Raw genomic sequence first — 15,651 nt, 5'->3', positions numbered from 1 at the left:
ACATGCTACTCAAGGACAAGGTACTGCTGGTCACCGGCGGCTCGAAGGGCATCGGCCGCGCCATCGCGGTAGGGGCTGCGCGACACGGCGCCAAGGTCGGCATCAACTATGCCGGCGACGAAGCCGCGGCAGAATCAGCGGTCAAGGAAATCCGCGCCTTCGGTGGCGAAGCCTTCGCGCTGCGCGGCGATGTGTCCGATCCGGCCTCGGCCCCGGCGTTTGTCAACGCTGCCGTCGAAGCCTATGGTCGCATCGACACCTTCGTCAACAATGCCGGCATCTGCCCCTTCCACGGCTTTCTCGACATGCCGGTGGACGTGGTCGATCGCACGATCAAGGTCAACCTGAACGGCGCCTATTACATGTGTCAGGCCGCGGCCAACCAGATGGTCAAGCAGGGCAAGAAGGCCAACGGCTTCGCCGGTTCGATCGTCGCCGTGTCGTCGATCTCGGCCCTTGTCGGCGGTGAGTTCCAGACCCATTACACCCCGACCAAGGCCGGCGTCCTGTCGCTGATGCAATCGACCGCCATTGCGCTGGGCAAGCACGGCATCCGCTGCAATGCGGTCCTGCCGGGCACCATCCTGACCGACATCAACAAGGACGATCTGGCCGACGAAGCCAAGCGCACCTACATGGAAGGCCGCATCCCGCTCGGCCGTCTGGGTCAGCCGGAAGATCTGGCCGGACCGGTCATCTTCCTGGCCTCGGATGAACTGGCCGCCTATGTCACCGGCGCTTCGCTTCTGGTCGATGGCGGGGCCTTCGTCAACCTGCAATAAAAGGTTATAAGAAAAGGAAGGAAACCGGTTTCCTTCCTTTTCATTTATCGCTATAGGAATCTCATTATGTGGCGACATGTCCCGTAAACCGGGATATGTGGCTGCGCAGGGATACGGCTCCGCGCCTTCCGCCGGAGCCTTTTTAACAACAAGACGGAGCTGCCGAACATGTGCCAGAACTCCTTGTATGCCAAGATCTATCACGCCACCCATCCGGATATGATGGACTATGCGGATACGGACGACCTGCGCGACAAGTACCTGATGCAGGGCCTGTTCGCGCCGGATTCGGTGGTTCTGAACTACACCCATTTCGAGCGCTTCGTGGTCGGCGGCGTCGCCCCGGTCACCGGCGAGGTCCGCCTGCCGGATCAGACGGAGCCCGCTTCGGCGGCTGGCCATCCCTTCCTTGAGCGCCGCGAACTGGGCGTGATCAATGTCGGCGGCGGCGCAGGTGTGGTGGCCGTCGACGGCGTCGCCTACGATCTGGCGCAAAAGGACGGCCTGTACATCCCGATGGGGACGAAGGATGTCGTTTTCAAATCGAACGACGCGGCCAATCCGGCGCTCTACTATCTGACCTCGACCCCGGCGCATCAGCGTTATGAGACGGTCAAGATTTCGATCGACCAGGCCGTGCCGCTGGAGCGCGGTTCGCTGGAACAATCGAACCAGCGCGTGATCTATCAGTACATCGTGCCGACGACCGCCAAGTCGTGCCAGCTTCTGCTGGGCCTGACCATTCTGGCCCCCGGCTCGGTGTGGAACACCATGCCGCCGCACCTGCACGACCGCCGTTCGGAAGTCTATTTCTACTTCAATCTCGGTGAAAACGACCGCGTCTTCCACTTCATGGGGCAGCCGGACGCCGCGCGCCACATCGTCATTCAGAACAACGAAGCCGTCGTCTCGCCGCCGTGGTCGATCCACATGGGCGCGGGCACGTCGAACTACGCCTTCATCTGGGCCATGGGCGGCGAGAACCTCGACTATACCGACATGAACGTGCTGGATATCTGCCAGCTCGCTTAATCTCACCTCCCGATGCTGGCGCATCGAGAGGTGGTTTCAGAACGGTCAAAAAAATCTCTAGGGGCGGCCCGTCGAGATTTTTTGGCTTTTGGTTTGGCGAGGCTGCGCCTCGCGCTTCTCCGCTCTTGCTGTGTGGGGAAGGATTGAAAAAGGGAGATATTTCATGAGCCATCCATTCGACCTGACCGGTAAGGTCGCCCTCGTCACCGGCGCCAATACGGGCCTGGGCCAGGGCATTGCGCTTGCTCTGGCCGAAGCCGGTGCCGACATCGCCGCCGTGGGCATCGTCCCCGCCGACGAAACCGGCGAGAAGGTAAAGGCGCTGGGCCGCAAGTTCGTCAATATCGACGCCAACCTCGGCACGCTGGAGCCGATCGAGCGCGTCGTGAAGACCGCCATCGAGGAACTGGGCGGCCTGCACATCCTCGTCAATAATGCCGGCCTGATCCGCCGCGCCGACGCCGTGGACTTTTCGGAAAAAGACTGGGACGACGTGATGAACGTCAACATCAAGGGCGCCTTCTTCATGGCTCAGGCCGTGGGCCGTCACTTCATCGCTCAGGGCTATGGCAAGATCATCAACATCGCCTCGATGCTCTCGTTCCAGGGCGGCATCCGCGTTCCGTCCTACACGGCGTCGAAGTCGGGCATTGCCGGCATCACCCGCTTGCTGGCCAACGAATGGGCCGCTAAGGGCGTGACCGTCAACGCCATCGCGCCGGGCTATATGGCCACTGACAATACGGCGCAACTGCGCGCCGACGCCGACCGCAACAAGTCGATCCTGGACCGCATCCCGGCCGCGCGCTGGGGTGAGCCGTCGGATCTGGGCGGCGCGGCGGTCTTCCTCGCCGCTCCGGCTTCGGACTATGTCAATGGCGCGATCATCCCGGTTGACGGCGGCTGGCTGGCTCGCTGATCCGGCCTGACATCCAAGCAAAAAGAAAAACCCCTTCCGTGCGAACGGAAGGGGTTTTTTGTCTCCGATAACTGAAAAGGCCAGCCAGAACTTTCAGGCGAGCCTGATAGTTTGACGCGCATTTGATCCCGAAAACCGCTTCACACTTTTCGGAATGCGCTACTGATTAACCGACGAGGCCCTTGATGTAGGCCTTGATCTCTTCGTCCTGCGCGTTGGCGAAGAAGTATTCCGAGAACTTCTCACCGGCCACGGCGGCCTTCAGCAGGTCCTGATCGACGGTTTTCAGAACGGTCAGCATGTCCTTGCACGAAGCGGCCTTGAGGTCCTTCAGGATGCCGCGGTTCTTGGCCATGATTTCGGCGCGCTCCTTGGGGTAGCCCAGGCCGCGCTCGCCGTCGAACAGCTTGCGGTAAACGTCCTGCAAGTTCAGTTCGGCGGCCCAGCCGAAGCCCTTGGCATAGGGCATGGAGATGGCGTTGCCGTCATTGATCTGACCGAACAGGAAGGCGTCGGTCGGGTCGATCACCAGACCGCAGAAGACGCCCGGCATCGAGTTGCAGGCCAGCATGGCGCCCATGCCGGTGCCGCAGCCGGTGACGACGAAGTCGGCGGCCTTTGAGTTGAGCAGGATGCCGGCCAGCAGGCCGTTCATGACATAGGTCAGCGACGCCTTGTCTTCGGCGCCGTACATGCCGTAGTTGAAAACCGTGTGACCGAGCGGTTCGGCGACCGTCTTCAGCGCGTCGAAAATGATGCCGTTCTTGGCGGCCTGGCTGTTCTCATTGATCAGTGCGATTTTCATGAAAATGTCTTTCTGCGTATTACTGCGTGGATGTGCGCGTAGTCGCTTCAATAGCCGCCGAACGGCCTCTCAGCAAGCCGCGAGAGGCCGCAAATGCGCAGAAAGACGATTAAAAACCCTCCAGTCCGGCGGAGGGCTTTCTCACTCTGCCGGAGCCGCGTCGACGGGAAACGCCGCCCGCCTTTTCTCGGCACGCAACTGCCACCAGATGCCCACGATCAGCACCAGCAGCAACGCGCCGCGCACGGGCGCCAACTCGATCGCTTCGGGCGAGGGCGAGAACGGCTTACCCGCAGGCAGGCGCGTCAGACCTTCGGTCGTGGTGAAAAACCACACGAAGAAATAGGTGAAGGAGAGGCTGACGATTTCGATGGTGCGCGCCTTTAACCGGGTAAAGGTAAGGACCTTCGCTCCGGCGGCCGCCAGCAGCAGGATGATGAACAGGGCGCTGACGATGTGCGGAATGCCTGGTCCGCCATGATGAAAGATAGTGATGCCGGTGACGGCTCCGGCCAGCGCCGTCCAGAAATAGATGCGCCCCAGTTCGGTGTCGAGCCGGATGGTGCCCTTGGTCAGATAGAGGTAGCCGCCGAGGAACAGCGGCACGCAACTGATGGCCGTGTGGATGGCCCCGTAAGTGGTGATGACGCTGGGTACGAACGCGATGGTCGGTGCAAGAGCGGACATGATAACCCCCGTTTCAGAAAAGCCCGAAGCGAAGGCTATGCCCGAATGACGAATTTGAAAAGTCGGCGTTACGGGAGCGGGATGAAATGCTTTTCATGTGCCCTTTGTGCATAATCGGCGTTGATCATGACACCGGTTTCCCTTACACATATCATCAAGCAAAAATAACACCATCAAAAGCGGGGAAACGTGTCAGTCGACAGTGTCAGACTTACAGACGTGCGCAAGGCGTTCAATGGCCATGAGGTCATCAAGGGCGTCTCGCTGGAGGTTAAAAAAGGCGAGCTGGTGGTCTTCGTCGGGCCGTCGGGCTGCGGAAAATCGACCCTGCTGCGCCTGATCGCCGGGTTGGAAACGCCGACTTCAGGCCAGATCGATATTGCGGGCCGCGATGTCACCTATGCCCATCCGTCCAAGCGCGGCGTAGCCATGGTGTTTCAGTCCTACGCCCTCTATCCGCACATGACGGTGTTCGACAATATCGCCTTCGCGCTGAAGATTCAGGGCATGGCTAAGGCCGAGATCGAGCACAAGGTCAATGCCGCCGCCGAGACGCTGCAACTGACGCATCTGCTTAAGCGCCGGCCCAAGGCCCTGTCCGGTGGCCAGCGTCAGCGCGTCGCCATCGGCCGCGCCATCGTGCGCGAACCGGACGTTTTTCTGTTCGACGAACCGCTGTCCAATCTCGACGCCGCCCTGCGGGGTCAGATGCGCGTGGAAATCGCGCGCCTGCATACCAAGCTCAACGCCACCTCGGTCTATGTCACCCACGATCAGGTCGAGGCCATGACTCTGGCCGACAAGATCGTCGTGCTCAATGCCGGGCGTATCGAACAGGTGGGCTCGCCGCTCGACCTGTACCGCAAACCGGCCAATCTGTTCGTGGCGGGCTTCATCGGTTCGCCACGCATGAATGTGCTCGAGGCCAGCGTGCGCGAAGTGACGCCGGAGATGGTGAAGCTCGATCTGCCGCAAAATATTCTTGCCGTGCCGCGCGTCGGCGCATCGGTGTCGATCGGAGCCTCCGCGACCCTCGGCATCCGCCCGGAAAACCTGCATCTGGCGGGCGCGGATGAAGAGGCGCACCTGAATGGCTACGTCATCCTGATCGAGCGTCTGGGCGGGGAAACCTTCGCCTATGTGACGCTGAAAGAGGTGGAAGGCGAACCGCTGATCATGAAGCTGGACGGCGAAGTGGCCCTGCATAACCATCAGGAAGTGCGGCTGAAAATCGACCTCAACCGCGCGCATTTGTTCGGCGAAGACGGTCTGGCCATTGGTGTATCTCCGGATTTCGAAGATAAGACAGACGAGTCCGTCCATGTATAGCAACAAGTGGATCGGCAGCCTCTACGTCACCCCCTTCGTGATCGGCTTTTTGCTGTTCACGGCGTTTCCCTTCGTCGCTTCCTTCGTCCTCAGCCTGACCGACGCACGGCTTCAGGATCAGTTGGGTGCGGCCCATATGGTCGGCCTGTCGAACTACACCGAGATGGCCGCGGATTCGACCTTCCGGCAATCGCTGGGCGTGACCTTTGCTTATGTCTTCATCACCGTGCCACTGAAGCTGGCCTTCGCCCTGCTGATTGCTGTGGTGCTGAATTTCAAGCTGAAAGGCATCGGCCTGTTCCGCACGGCCTTCTACCTGCCGTCTATCCTGGGGGGCAGCGTGGCCGTAGCCGTGGTCTGGCGTTTCGTCTTCGCTGGCGACGGTCTGATCAATCAGGCCCTGACCGGGATCGGCTTCGGCGGCGTCAACTGGCTGGGCGAGCCGACCACGGCCATGTTTTCCATCGTCCTGCTGCGCCTGTGGCAGTTCGGCTCGGCCATGGTGGTGTTTCTGGCAGGCCTCAAGGCCATCCCCGAAGACCTCTATGAGGCCGCCGATCTCGACGGAGCGTCGCGCCTCAAGCAGTTTTTCATGATCACCCTGCCGCTGCTGACGCCGGTGCTGTTCTTCAACTTCATCATGCAGATCGTGCAGGCGTTTCAGGAGTTCAACGGCCCCTACATCATCACCGCCGGCGGACCGCTCAAATCGAGCTACCTGCTGCCGCTGATGATCTACGAAGAAGCGTTCAAATACTTCAATCTCGGCTATTCCTCGGCCCTGTCGTGGGTGCTGTTCATCATCATCGCCATCTTCACGGCGGTGGCCTTCTGGTCGCAGAAACACTGGGTGTTTTATGCGCAGGACCGCGACGAGAAGGGAGGCCACTGATGTCAGCGACGAGCCTTAATCCCGCCGATCATGGCTGGCGCAAGCACCTGCCGGTCCTCAACGCCTTCGTGCGTTACGGCCTGTTGATTCTGGTCGGCTTCCTGATGATCTATCCGCTGTTGTGGATGATCGGCGGAGCGTTCAAAAACAACGCCGAAATCTTCTCATCGGTCGGTTTCATTCCCAAAGATCCAACGACGGACGGTTTCGTCAACGGCTGGAAGACCTCCACCGAATACAGCTTCGCCACCTACCTGCTCAATACCATGAAGATCGTGGTGCCCAAGGTCATCGTGACGGTCATATCGTCCGTCATCGTCGCCTACGGTTTCGCGCGCTTCGCCATCCCTGGCCGCAAGTGGCTGTTCGCGCTTTTGATGGCGACGGTCCTGCTGCCCAAGTCGGTCCTGCTTATCCCGCAGTACCTAATGTTTCGTGAATTCGGCTGGCTCGACACCTACCTGCCGCTCTATGCGCCGCAGGCCTTCGCCACCGAAGGCTTTTTCGTCTTCATGATCATCCAGTTCATGCGCTCCCTGCCGCTCGATATGGAAGAGGCGGCGGTGATGGATGGCTGCAACTCGTTTCAGGTCCTCACCCTGATCGTTTGCCCGGTCATCCTGCCGGCGATCATATCGGTCGCCCTGTTCCAGTTCATGTGGTCCATGAACGACTTCCTTCAGCCGCTGATCTATCTCTCCTCCGTGGAAAAATACCCTGTGGCGCTGGCGCTGAAAATGTCGATCGACGTCACCGAAGCGACCTCGTGGAACGAAATCCTCGCCATGTCGACCATCGCTTTGGCGCCGTCACTGATCCTGTTCTTCCTGGCGCAGAAATACTTCGTCGAAGGCGTCACCTCCGGCGCGGTGAAGGGGTAGGGCGATGGACGCATACAGACATCATCGCCGGTTTGTGCTTCTCGGCGCCTCGGCCGCTGCGCTCACCGCCTGCTCAAAGCCGCGGCCCGCGCCCTCCAGCGGCCGTGAGTTGCGCATGAGCTGGTGGGGCGGGTCATCGGCGCACAAGGCGACGCTTGAGGCGCTGCGCCTGTTCGAGGAAAAGCACGGCATCCGCGTGCGCGGCGAATATACGGGCTTTGCCGGTCACCTTGAGCGCCTGACGACGCAGATTGCCGGCGGCACCGCGCCGGACGTCATGCAGATCAATTGGTACTGGCAGACCCTGTTCTCGCGTGACGGCACGGGTTTCTTCGATCTCGCCAAACTGAGCGACAAGATCGACCTCAGCCAGTTCGACACCCGAACGCTTGGCATGGGCACCAATAAGGGCGTGCTCAACGCCATCGCCGTGTCAAACGCCGCACGGCTGTTCTATATGAACCAGACGACTTATCAAAAAGCGGGACTGAGCCTGCCGACGACGTGGGACGAGCTGTTCGCGCGCGGGCCGCAGTTCAAGGCGAAACTGGGTGACGGCTATTACCCGATCGACGGCCTGTTTCTGGAGTTCATCGCCATGGCCCGCACCTATGTGGTGCAGGGTACGGGCAAGCCGCTGATCAATGCAGACAGCAAATCGCTGAACTGCTCGCGAAAGGACATGCACGATTTCGCCGGGCTGTACGCGCGCATGACGCGCGACCATGTCTGGCCCAGCGCTCAGGTCCGCGCCTCCTACGGCAATGTCGCGCAACAGGAAATGCGCCCGTGGATCAACGGGCAATTCGCCGGCGTCTTCATGTGGAACAGTACGATCGATAAATACAGCGATACGCTGGCCGGTAAACAGACCATCGCGCTGGCACCATACCTGCTGCGGCCCGGTGCGAAGGACGCCGGGATGATGTATCGCCCGTCGATGATGTTTGCGGTGAACGCCACGACTCCGTACCCGGACGAAGCGGCCATGCTGATCGATTTCCTGCTCAACGATCCCGAAGGCATCCGGGCCATGGGTCTGAAGCGCGGCGTGCCGGTATCGCAGGCCGGTCGCACCCTGCTCAGCAATGAAGGCCTGATTACGCCGCTTCAGCAGCAGAGCGAGGCGCAACTGGGGGCGGCGCAGATCAATGTGGTCGAAAGCCCGTGGTTCGAGCATCCGCGCGTGCGCGACGGCTTTCAGGACATTCTGGAAGCGCTGGGTTACGGCCGCCTGAGCGAGCGCGAGGCGGGCGACCGGCTTTATGACGACATCAATGCCATCCTGCATCGCGTGGTGAGATGAATGGACTGCGCTGCATCGCTGTCCTGCCGACGGCCCTGACCTTCGAGGTGGACGACGGGACGATCTGGACCGCCGCCACGCCCCGCGAAATCAGGGTCGACGGCGCGGTGGCGCTGCAAACAGACAGAAATGTCTTCTCGCTTTACGACCTGCGGCCCGACACCAATTACGAAGTGCAGATCGGCCACGACATTCTGGTGGTCCGCACCGCCATGTGCAAGGTGGTGGTCGATCCGCGCGCCTTCGGAGCCAAGGGCGATGGCGTCAGCGACGATACGGCGGCCTTGCAGGCGGCGCTGTCGGCCTGTCCGCGCGGCGGGCTGGTGCGCGTGCCGGCAGGCCGGTATCTGACGGCCCCGCTGTTTCTCAAGAGCGATATGGCGGTGGAACTGGCCGAGGGGGCGGACATACTCGGTCATCGCGACGTGTCGAAATGGCCGGTATTGCCGGGCATACTCCCCGATGCGGATGGCGAAGAACGGAGCTGTCTCGGTTCATGGGAAGGTGAGGCGGACACCTGCCACGCGGCCCTGTTCAATCTGCTGTTTCTGCACAATGTTCAGATTTACGGACGCGGCCTGATCGACGGTCAGGCCGGGTTCGACACCTGGTGGAGGAGGCCCAAGGCGCGTTTCGAAGGCTGGCGGCCGCGACTGATCTTTATGGTCGATTGCGAGCAGGTCATACTGGAGGGGCTGACCCTGAAAAACAGTCCGTCCTGGACGGTCCACCCAATGATGTCGCGTTCCCTGACCTTTGCCGGGTTGCGCATCGAAGCCCCGGCCGACAGTCCCAATACGGACGGCCTCAATCCGGAAAGCTGTTCCGACGTCACCATTTGCGGGATCGATTTTGCGGTGGGGGACGACTGCATCGCGTTGAAGTCGGGCAAGATCAGCATGGCACGGCGCGGCGTGCGTCCAACGCGTCGCGTGCGTATTTCCAACTGCCGGATGCAGGACGGTCATGGCGCCATTGTCATCGGTTCGGAGATGGCGTCAGGTGTTTATGACGTGTTAGTACAGACCTGTCTGTTCATTAATACAGATCGCGGCATCCGTTTGAAAACAAGGCGCGGACGCGGGCGTGACGCTGTGGTGCAAGGGCTCGATTGCCGGTACATCCGCATGGAAGGCGTCGGCACGGCCTTTGTGATCAACAGCTTTTACTGGTGCGATCCGGACGGCAAAACCGACCATGTGGCCGATCGTCAAGCGCGTCCGGTGGATGAGGGCACGCCCAACCTGGGCGGCATTGCCCTGAGCCACATCGAAGCGAACGGAATCCGCCATGCTGGACTCTATGTGCTGGGCCTGCCGGAACAGCCGGTCGATGGCTTGACGCTCGATCATATCCGTTTGCGCTTCGATCCGCATGCGGAACCGGGCGAACCCGACATGGCTGCCTCCATCGTGCCGGTCGCGCGCTTGGGCGGCCTGATCGCCAATGTGCGAAATCTTCATGTAAACGCGCTGGACATCGAGGGCCAGAGCGGCGAAACCCTGATATTGGAAAACGTCACATGCTCGACCTGAAACACAACATCCCCGTCGATGTCGCCGCGGCCCCTGTGGAACGCGCCTTCGACCTGTCGGCGCAAACGCAGGATGCGCTGTCGCGGTTCGGCGTCGATGTGCCGGCCTTCATCGCCGGCTATTTCCGGAGTTGGACGCCTTACCGACCTCACTGGAATTATGAGGACGGCGTGGTGTGGAAGGGTGCGCTCGACCTCTATCAGGTGACGCAGGATCGCGCCTTCCTCGACTATGTGCTGGGTGAGATGCAGAGCCGCGTCCTGCCCGACGGAACGATGCCGACCTTCAGGCCATCCGAGTACAATATCGACAACGTCAATGGCGGGAAGATTTTGTTTCCGCTGTACGCCATTACCGGTGAAGCGCGCTTTCGCGAGGCGATGGACGTGCAGTTCGCGCAACTTAAGGACCACCCCCGCACCCGGTCCGGCAACTACTGGCACAAGCAAATCTATCCGCATCAGGTCTGGCTCGACGGGCTGTTCATGGCCCAGCCGTTCCAGACCGAATACGCCCGCATCACCAATGACGAGGCGTTGTTCGCCGACACGGTGGCGCAGTTCCGTTTCGTCGATCACACCCTGCAAAAGGACAATGGCCTTTACGCCCACGGTTGGGACGAAAGCCGCGCTGAGCGCTGGGCAGATAAACAGACCGGTCTGTCCGCTAATGTCTGGGGCCGGGCCATGGGCTGGTGGGTCGGGGCGCTGGTTGATGTGTATGAGGCTTCGGAAGGGTTCAGCGAAAGCCTGCGCGCCGACATCGCCGACATCGCCAAACGCACGCTGACCACCTTGTTGAAATTCCGCTCCGAAAACGGCCTGTGGTATCAGGTCGTCGATCAGGGCCAGCGCCAAGGCAATTACGAAGAAGCCTCGGCCTCGCTGATGGTCGCCTACGGCCTGATGAAGGCCGGACGTCTCGGCATCCTGCCGCAATCCGCCGTCGCAACAGGCGTGGAATCGCTGAAAGCCGTCTGTGCGCGCTTCGTGACGCCGGGCGCGCTGAACGGCATTTGCGGCGTGGCCGGCCTCGGCAACGTGCCGTACCGCGACGGTTCCTACGACTACTACCTCTCCGAAAAAATTACCCCCAACGATCCTAAAGGTGTGGGCGCCCTCATGTGGGCGCTGTCCGAAGGGATCAGAACAAAGGACTAAAACCATGAGCCTCAAAGACATTGCGCAAAACTTTGTTTCTGCCCGCCGCGCCGCGCGCGCCCTGAGCGACTATCCGGGTCAGATCCCTTCGGTCCTGAGCGATTCCTACGCTATTCAGGAAGAGGCGATCAAGCTGTGGGACCGTCCGGTCGTCGGCTGGAAGATCGGCCGTCTGGCCCCTGAGCGTCAGGCCGAGCACGGCACCGAGCGTCTGGCCGGGCCGGTCTTCGACACCCTGTTCAAGCCCGCCGAGGGCGAGGTCGAAATACCGGTCTTCGAAAACGGCTTTGCCGCCGTCGAGGCCGAATTCGTCTTCCGCATCGGCAAGGACGCCGAACCTGGCAAGACCGACTATAGCGAAGCTGAAGCGCTGGGGCTGATCGACGCCCTGTTCGCCGGCGTCGAAATGGCCGGCTCGCCGCTGCCGACCATCAACAAGCTGGGGCCTACGGTCGTGGCGTCGGACTTCGGCAATAATTTCGGCCTGATCCTGGGGGCGCAACTGGCGTCGTTCGAGGCGTCGAGCACGGTCGAAGACCTCAGCGAAGCCAGGGTGAAAGGCTATAAGGCCGTCACCGAAATCGACGGTCAGGTGATCGGCGAGGGCGGTCTGTTCACCATGCCGGGCGGCCCGCTGAAGGCCATTGCCTGGCTGGCCGGGCATCTGGCGGCGCGCGGTCGACCGTTGAAGGCCGGGCAACTGATCTCGTCGGGTGCGACGACCGGCATCCACGATATTCTGGCCGGGCAATCCTCGGTGGTGACCTATTCGGGTCCTCACCACGAAACGACGCAGATCGCGCTGAAGACCGTTACCCTGACCGAGGCGCGCCCCGAACTGGGTTGAACCTGACAAGTGATGTTTTTATCACGGCGACGGTCTTGGCTATGGACTTGGGACCGCCGCCGTCCTGCGTTCAGGCTTTTTTAAATCCCCGGGTCGAATATCCCGGCATTGACGCCTGTAAAAGAGCGTCAGGACGAACGGGGAGTGAAACCTATGGCAGATTTGCCACCTTTTTTATCAACCTGAACGAAGCCGCTTGTCTTTTAGGCGCGGTTATGTCTACCTAAGTTGCGTTGACACCGGTTACCATGCGTTTTTGACACCGGTGTCATGTCAAAATTGAAAAAATGCCCGCAACCGGGCGTCCAATGCCTGCGTATCGCGCCACAAGAGTGCGGACCGGGCTGAACGGGGAGCTAAGTTATGAAAACCAAGTCAAACCACAGTCGAACTGCGTCTGCGATCGCCCGCTATAGCGTTTCCGTGCTGGCGCTCATGGCCACCGGCGCCATGGCCCAAGAGACGGCCCCGACCGCGCAGGAGGATGTCGAAACCGTTGTCGTGACGGGCTTTCGCAACTCGCTGCAAAGCTCGATCAGCGAAAAGCGCCGCTCGAACGATATGGTCGATGTCATCAAATCCGACGACATCGCTCAGTTTCCGGACCTGAACCTGGCCGAGTCGCTGCAGCGCGTGCCGGGCGTGGCCATCGATCGCGACGGCGGCGAAGGCCGCACCATCACGGTGCGCGGTCTGAACTCCGAATTCACCCGCGTGCGTCTCAATGAACTGGAAGCGCTGGCCACCGCAGGCGGTAAGGACGTGTCCGGCGGTGCTAACCGCGGCCGCGGCTTCGACTTCAATGTTTTCGCAGCGGAACTGTTCAATTCGCTTACCGTCCGCAAGTCGTTGTCGGCTGAGATCGAAGAAGGTTCGCTGGGCGCTACGGTTGACCTGCGCACTGCCCGGCCGTTCGACTATAAGGGCTTCACCATGGCCGGGTCGGGCCAGTTGGGCTATAACGACCTGTCGAAAGACACCTCGCCGCGCGGCACTTTCCTCGTATCCAACCGCTGGGCCGACGGCAAGCTGGGGGCGCTGCTCTCGGTCGCCTATGGCGAACGCATGGTCAATGAAGAAGGCCCGAACACCACGCGCTGGGAAAACGCCTATTCAGCGTCTAACGTCGGGCGTTTCGAACGCTTCTCGACTGACGGCGGTACGACCTGGAACAATATCGCGGCCTGCACCAATGCCAACGCCGCCTGCAACACCACCGAAACCCATTCGACCAACCCGGCCCTCACCGGCGAGGCGCAGAAGATCAGCCGCGCCATGCACCCGCGCATTCCGCGCTATTCGCGTCTGATTCAGGATCAAAAGCGTCTGGGTGTCACCGGTGCGTTCCAGATGCGTCCGTTCGAAGGCACGCTGATCACGCTCGACGCCATGTATGCGAGCTTCGAGTCGAACCGTCAGGAATACGAAATCGAAGCCATCTCATTCAGCCGCAACGGCCAGGGCCTGCCCAAGACCGACGTCTATAATTACGAGATCGACAGCCAGGGCACGATGGTCAAGGGTACGTTCAACGATGTTGACGTCCGCGCTGAGCAACGTTTCGACGAACTGAAGACCACCTTCAAACAGCTCAACCTGACCTGGGAACAGGACATTGGCGAAAAGCTGAAGATGAAGGTTCTGGTCGGTGCCTCAAACTCGCTGCAGGATAATCCCGAACAGACGACCTTCACCTTCGACGCCTATGACGTTCAGGGCTATTCCTACGACTTCACCGACAAGACCGCGCCGAAGTTCAACTACGGCACCAAGAACGGCTTCACACCGGATCAGGCCGGCTACTGGAGCTATACGCCCAACACCACGGCCACCAACCCGGCCGCCAGCGCGGCTCTGGGTGACGCGTCGCTGATCCGCATTCGTCCGCAAAGCGTCGAGAACAAGTTCTCTACGACCAAGATCGACTTCAACTACGATCTGAACGACGTCTTCAAGATCAAGTTCGGTGCATCGAGCAAAAAGTACGACTTCCAGTCCATCGAGTGGGGTCGCTATACCTCCAACCCCAATACGCGCGATGAGGCGGCGCACCGTGCGGCCACCGGCACCAGCTATTCGGCGGGCCTGGTCAATGCCATTCAGGCCGATCTCGGCAAATATGCCCAGAGCGTTTCGGTCGCAGGCAACACCTTCCTGATCCCTAATCTGGACCTGATCCGTTCGACCTTCGGCTATGATTGCCGCTGCACCAACCAGTACGGCACCTTCACCGTCAACACGACCAACTCGTCCTCGCGCGCTAACAATCGCGAGGCGCATGAGCGTGACGAAACCGCCTATATCCAGCTTGATTTCAATACCGAGTTCGGGGCGATCCCGGTGCGCGGTAATATCGGCGTGCGCAAGGCCGATACCAATCAGCGCGTGTCGGGTTATATCGGCAAGGGCACCGAAGCGATCCTTACCACGATCGAACGCAGCTATTCGGACACATTGCCGGCGTTGAACGTCGTCGTCGAGCCGGTCGAGAATATCTTCGTCCGCTTTGCTGCAGCCAAGACCATGGCGCGTCCGACCCTGGCCAGCCTGTCGCCGGGCGGTTCGATCACGACCTCTTCGCAAACCCTGTCGATCGGCAACCCCTATCTCGATCCGGTACGGGCCAATACGATGGACCTGAGCTTCGAATGGTATCCGAACAAGGACACCCTGTTCACCGTCGGTTTCTTCGAAAAGGACATCAAGTCCTATATCCAGAATCTGGCGCGGGTCATTCCTTTCTCGGAAACCGGCTTCGGCGAAGATCTGCTGGCCGGTACGGGGCAAACGGGCGCAACGTCTTACACCGTCACCCAGCCGGTCAACACACCGGGCGGCAAGCTCAAGGGCTACGAGGTTTCGCTGCAACTGCCCTTCACCTTCCTGCCGGGCTTCCTGTCACACACCGGCGGCGTGTTCAACTACACGCACGTGGAATCGAAGATCAACTACGTCGTCTCGACCTCGGCGACGGCTACGACCTATCGCCGCGAGAACCTGCTGGGCCTATCGCCGGAGTCGTATAACGTCACCTTCTACTATGAAGATGAAAAGCTCTCGGCGCGCGTCGCCACGTCCTACCGGGCGGGTTATCTGGTACAGTTGAACCCCGGTTCGGGCGCCGACTTCTCCGGCAAGAACGAGACGCTCAACGTCGATACGCAGATCACCTACAAGGTCAACAAGCACTTCACGGTGGTTCTGGAAGGCATCAATCTGACCGATGAATACGACGACCGCTACGTGTCCTATAACACGGCGCAGGGTAACACCGCCAACGACCTGCTGCTCGATTACTCGCATCCGGGCCGTCAGTACTATCTCGGCTTCCGTTACAAGTACTAAGGCGCAATCCGATAAAGTGGATACCACTTTTCCGAAAAATTGCGCGACCACTCAAAAAACTAGAGTGGGATGATGTTTCTATCTGAAATCATCCCGCGCTAGATTTGTAAGCGTAAGCGTTCCTTTGTCAC

Annotated in this window: 13 protein-coding genes; 11 read left to right on the top strand and 2 right to left on the bottom strand. The window is 60.4% G+C overall.

Features of this window, described 5'->3' with window-relative positions; all coding sequences use genetic code 11:
• Positions 1 to 2 precede the first annotated feature (2 nt).
• The 3 genes from LH365_RS12975 to kduD all read left to right on the top strand — a co-directional run bounded on the left by LH365_RS12975 (position 3) and on the right by kduD (position 2,733).
• A complete protein-coding gene (locus tag LH365_RS12975) occupies positions 3 to 782 on the top strand; it encodes an SDR family NAD(P)-dependent oxidoreductase (protein WP_226744052.1) in 780 nt (259 codons plus the stop codon).
• A 183-nt stretch (positions 783 to 965) separates the two neighbouring features.
• Positions 966 to 1,814: a 5-dehydro-4-deoxy-D-glucuronate isomerase gene (kduI, locus tag LH365_RS12970; RefSeq protein ID WP_226745487.1), complete on the top strand. Its 849-nt coding sequence runs from the start codon at positions 966 to 968 to the stop codon at positions 1,812 to 1,814.
• Between the two features lie 163 nt (positions 1,815 to 1,977).
• Complete coding sequence (kduD, locus tag LH365_RS12965; RefSeq protein WP_226744051.1) at positions 1,978 to 2,733, top strand: 2-dehydro-3-deoxy-D-gluconate 5-dehydrogenase KduD; 756 nt, start codon at positions 1,978 to 1,980, stop codon at positions 2,731 to 2,733.
• A gap of 166 nt (positions 2,734 to 2,899) precedes the next feature.
• On the opposite strand, the gene LH365_RS12960 is transcribed toward kduD, so the two are convergent.
• Positions 2,900 to 3,538, bottom strand: coding sequence for an RpiB/LacA/LacB family sugar-phosphate isomerase (locus LH365_RS12960; RefSeq protein ID WP_226744050.1), 639 nt, complete (start codon positions 3,536 to 3,538; stop codon positions 2,900 to 2,902).
• 141 nt (positions 3,539 to 3,679) lie between these two features.
• Complete coding sequence (locus LH365_RS12955) at positions 3,680 to 4,225, bottom strand: hypothetical protein (protein ID WP_226744049.1); 546 nt, start codon at positions 4,223 to 4,225, stop codon at positions 3,680 to 3,682.
• Positions 4,226 to 4,414: 189 nt separating this feature from the next.
• Between LH365_RS12955 and LH365_RS12950 the strand changes: the two genes are divergently transcribed.
• The 8 genes from LH365_RS12950 (at position 4,415) to LH365_RS12915 (ending at position 15,520) form a co-directional block, all read left to right on the top strand.
• Complete coding sequence (locus LH365_RS12950; protein ID WP_226744048.1) at positions 4,415 to 5,554, top strand: ABC transporter ATP-binding protein; 1,140 nt, start codon at positions 4,415 to 4,417, stop codon at positions 5,552 to 5,554.
• A complete protein-coding gene (locus tag LH365_RS12945) occupies positions 5,547 to 6,446 on the top strand; it encodes a carbohydrate ABC transporter permease (protein WP_226744047.1) in 900 nt (299 codons plus the stop codon). Before LH365_RS12950 ends, LH365_RS12945 begins: the two co-directional genes overlap by 8 nt.
• Complete coding sequence (locus LH365_RS12940; protein WP_226744046.1) at positions 6,446 to 7,327, top strand: carbohydrate ABC transporter permease; 882 nt, start codon at positions 6,446 to 6,448, stop codon at positions 7,325 to 7,327. The genes LH365_RS12945 and LH365_RS12940 overlap by 1 nt, the downstream gene beginning before the upstream one ends.
• Positions 7,328 to 7,331: 4 nt before the next feature.
• On the top strand, positions 7,332 to 8,633 hold the full coding sequence (locus LH365_RS12935) for an ABC transporter substrate-binding protein (RefSeq protein WP_226744045.1): 1,302 nt from the start codon (positions 7,332 to 7,334) through the stop codon (positions 8,631 to 8,633).
• Positions 8,630 to 10,168, top strand: a complete 1,539-nt coding sequence (locus LH365_RS12930; RefSeq protein WP_226744044.1) for a glycoside hydrolase family 28 protein — start codon at positions 8,630 to 8,632, stop codon at positions 10,166 to 10,168. The genes LH365_RS12935 and LH365_RS12930 overlap by 4 nt, the downstream gene beginning before the upstream one ends.
• Positions 10,156 to 11,328 carry a glycoside hydrolase family 105 protein gene (locus tag LH365_RS12925; protein WP_226744043.1) on the top strand — a complete coding sequence of 391 codons (1,173 nt, stop codon included), beginning with the start codon at positions 10,156 to 10,158 and terminating at the stop codon, positions 11,326 to 11,328. Before LH365_RS12930 ends, LH365_RS12925 begins: the two co-directional genes overlap by 13 nt.
• A gap of 4 nt (positions 11,329 to 11,332) precedes the next feature.
• On the top strand, positions 11,333 to 12,175 hold the full coding sequence (locus LH365_RS12920; RefSeq protein ID WP_226744042.1) for a 2-keto-4-pentenoate hydratase: 843 nt from the start codon (positions 11,333 to 11,335) through the stop codon (positions 12,173 to 12,175).
• 363 nt (positions 12,176 to 12,538) lie between these two features.
• Positions 12,539 to 15,520: a TonB-dependent receptor gene (locus tag LH365_RS12915; protein WP_226744041.1), complete on the top strand. Its 2,982-nt coding sequence runs from the start codon at positions 12,539 to 12,541 to the stop codon at positions 15,518 to 15,520.
• Positions 15,521 to 15,651: the final 131 nt, after the last annotated feature.

The organism is Asticcacaulis sp. AND118, assembly GCF_020535245.1.
Lineage (GTDB): Bacteria > Pseudomonadota > Alphaproteobacteria > Caulobacterales > Caulobacteraceae > Asticcacaulis.
The sequence above is the reverse complement of the archived record's forward strand: the minus strand, read 5'-3'. Positions and strand labels throughout refer to the sequence as shown.

What these genes read in the sequence shown, in the direction of transcription:
- LH365_RS12960 (WP_226744050.1), bottom strand. Translation starts at nt 3,538, where the DNA reads ATGAAAATCGCACTGATCAATGAGAACAGCCAGGCCGCCAAGAACGGC.
- LH365_RS12930 (WP_226744044.1), top strand. Translation starts at nt 8,630, where the DNA reads ATGAATGGACTGCGCTGCATCGCTGTCCTGCCGACGGCCCTGACCTTC.
- kduD (WP_226744051.1), top strand. Translation starts at nt 1,978, where the DNA reads ATGAGCCATCCATTCGACCTGACCGGTAAGGTCGCCCTCGTCACCGGC.
- LH365_RS12915 (WP_226744041.1), top strand. Translation starts at nt 12,539, where the DNA reads ATGAAAACCAAGTCAAACCACAGTCGAACTGCGTCTGCGATCGCCCGC.
- LH365_RS12945 (WP_226744047.1), top strand. Translation starts at nt 5,547, where the DNA reads ATGTATAGCAACAAGTGGATCGGCAGCCTCTACGTCACCCCCTTCGTG.
- LH365_RS12920 (WP_226744042.1), top strand. Translation starts at nt 11,333, where the DNA reads ATGAGCCTCAAAGACATTGCGCAAAACTTTGTTTCTGCCCGCCGCGCC.
- LH365_RS12975 (WP_226744052.1), top strand. Translation starts at nt 3, where the DNA reads ATGCTACTCAAGGACAAGGTACTGCTGGTCACCGGCGGCTCGAAGGGC.
- LH365_RS12940 (WP_226744046.1), top strand. Translation starts at nt 6,446, where the DNA reads ATGTCAGCGACGAGCCTTAATCCCGCCGATCATGGCTGGCGCAAGCAC.
- LH365_RS12935 (WP_226744045.1), top strand. Translation starts at nt 7,332, where the DNA reads ATGGACGCATACAGACATCATCGCCGGTTTGTGCTTCTCGGCGCCTCG.
- LH365_RS12925 (WP_226744043.1), top strand. Translation starts at nt 10,156, where the DNA reads ATGCTCGACCTGAAACACAACATCCCCGTCGATGTCGCCGCGGCCCCT.
- LH365_RS12955 (WP_226744049.1), bottom strand. Translation starts at nt 4,225, where the DNA reads ATGTCCGCTCTTGCACCGACCATCGCGTTCGTACCCAGCGTCATCACC.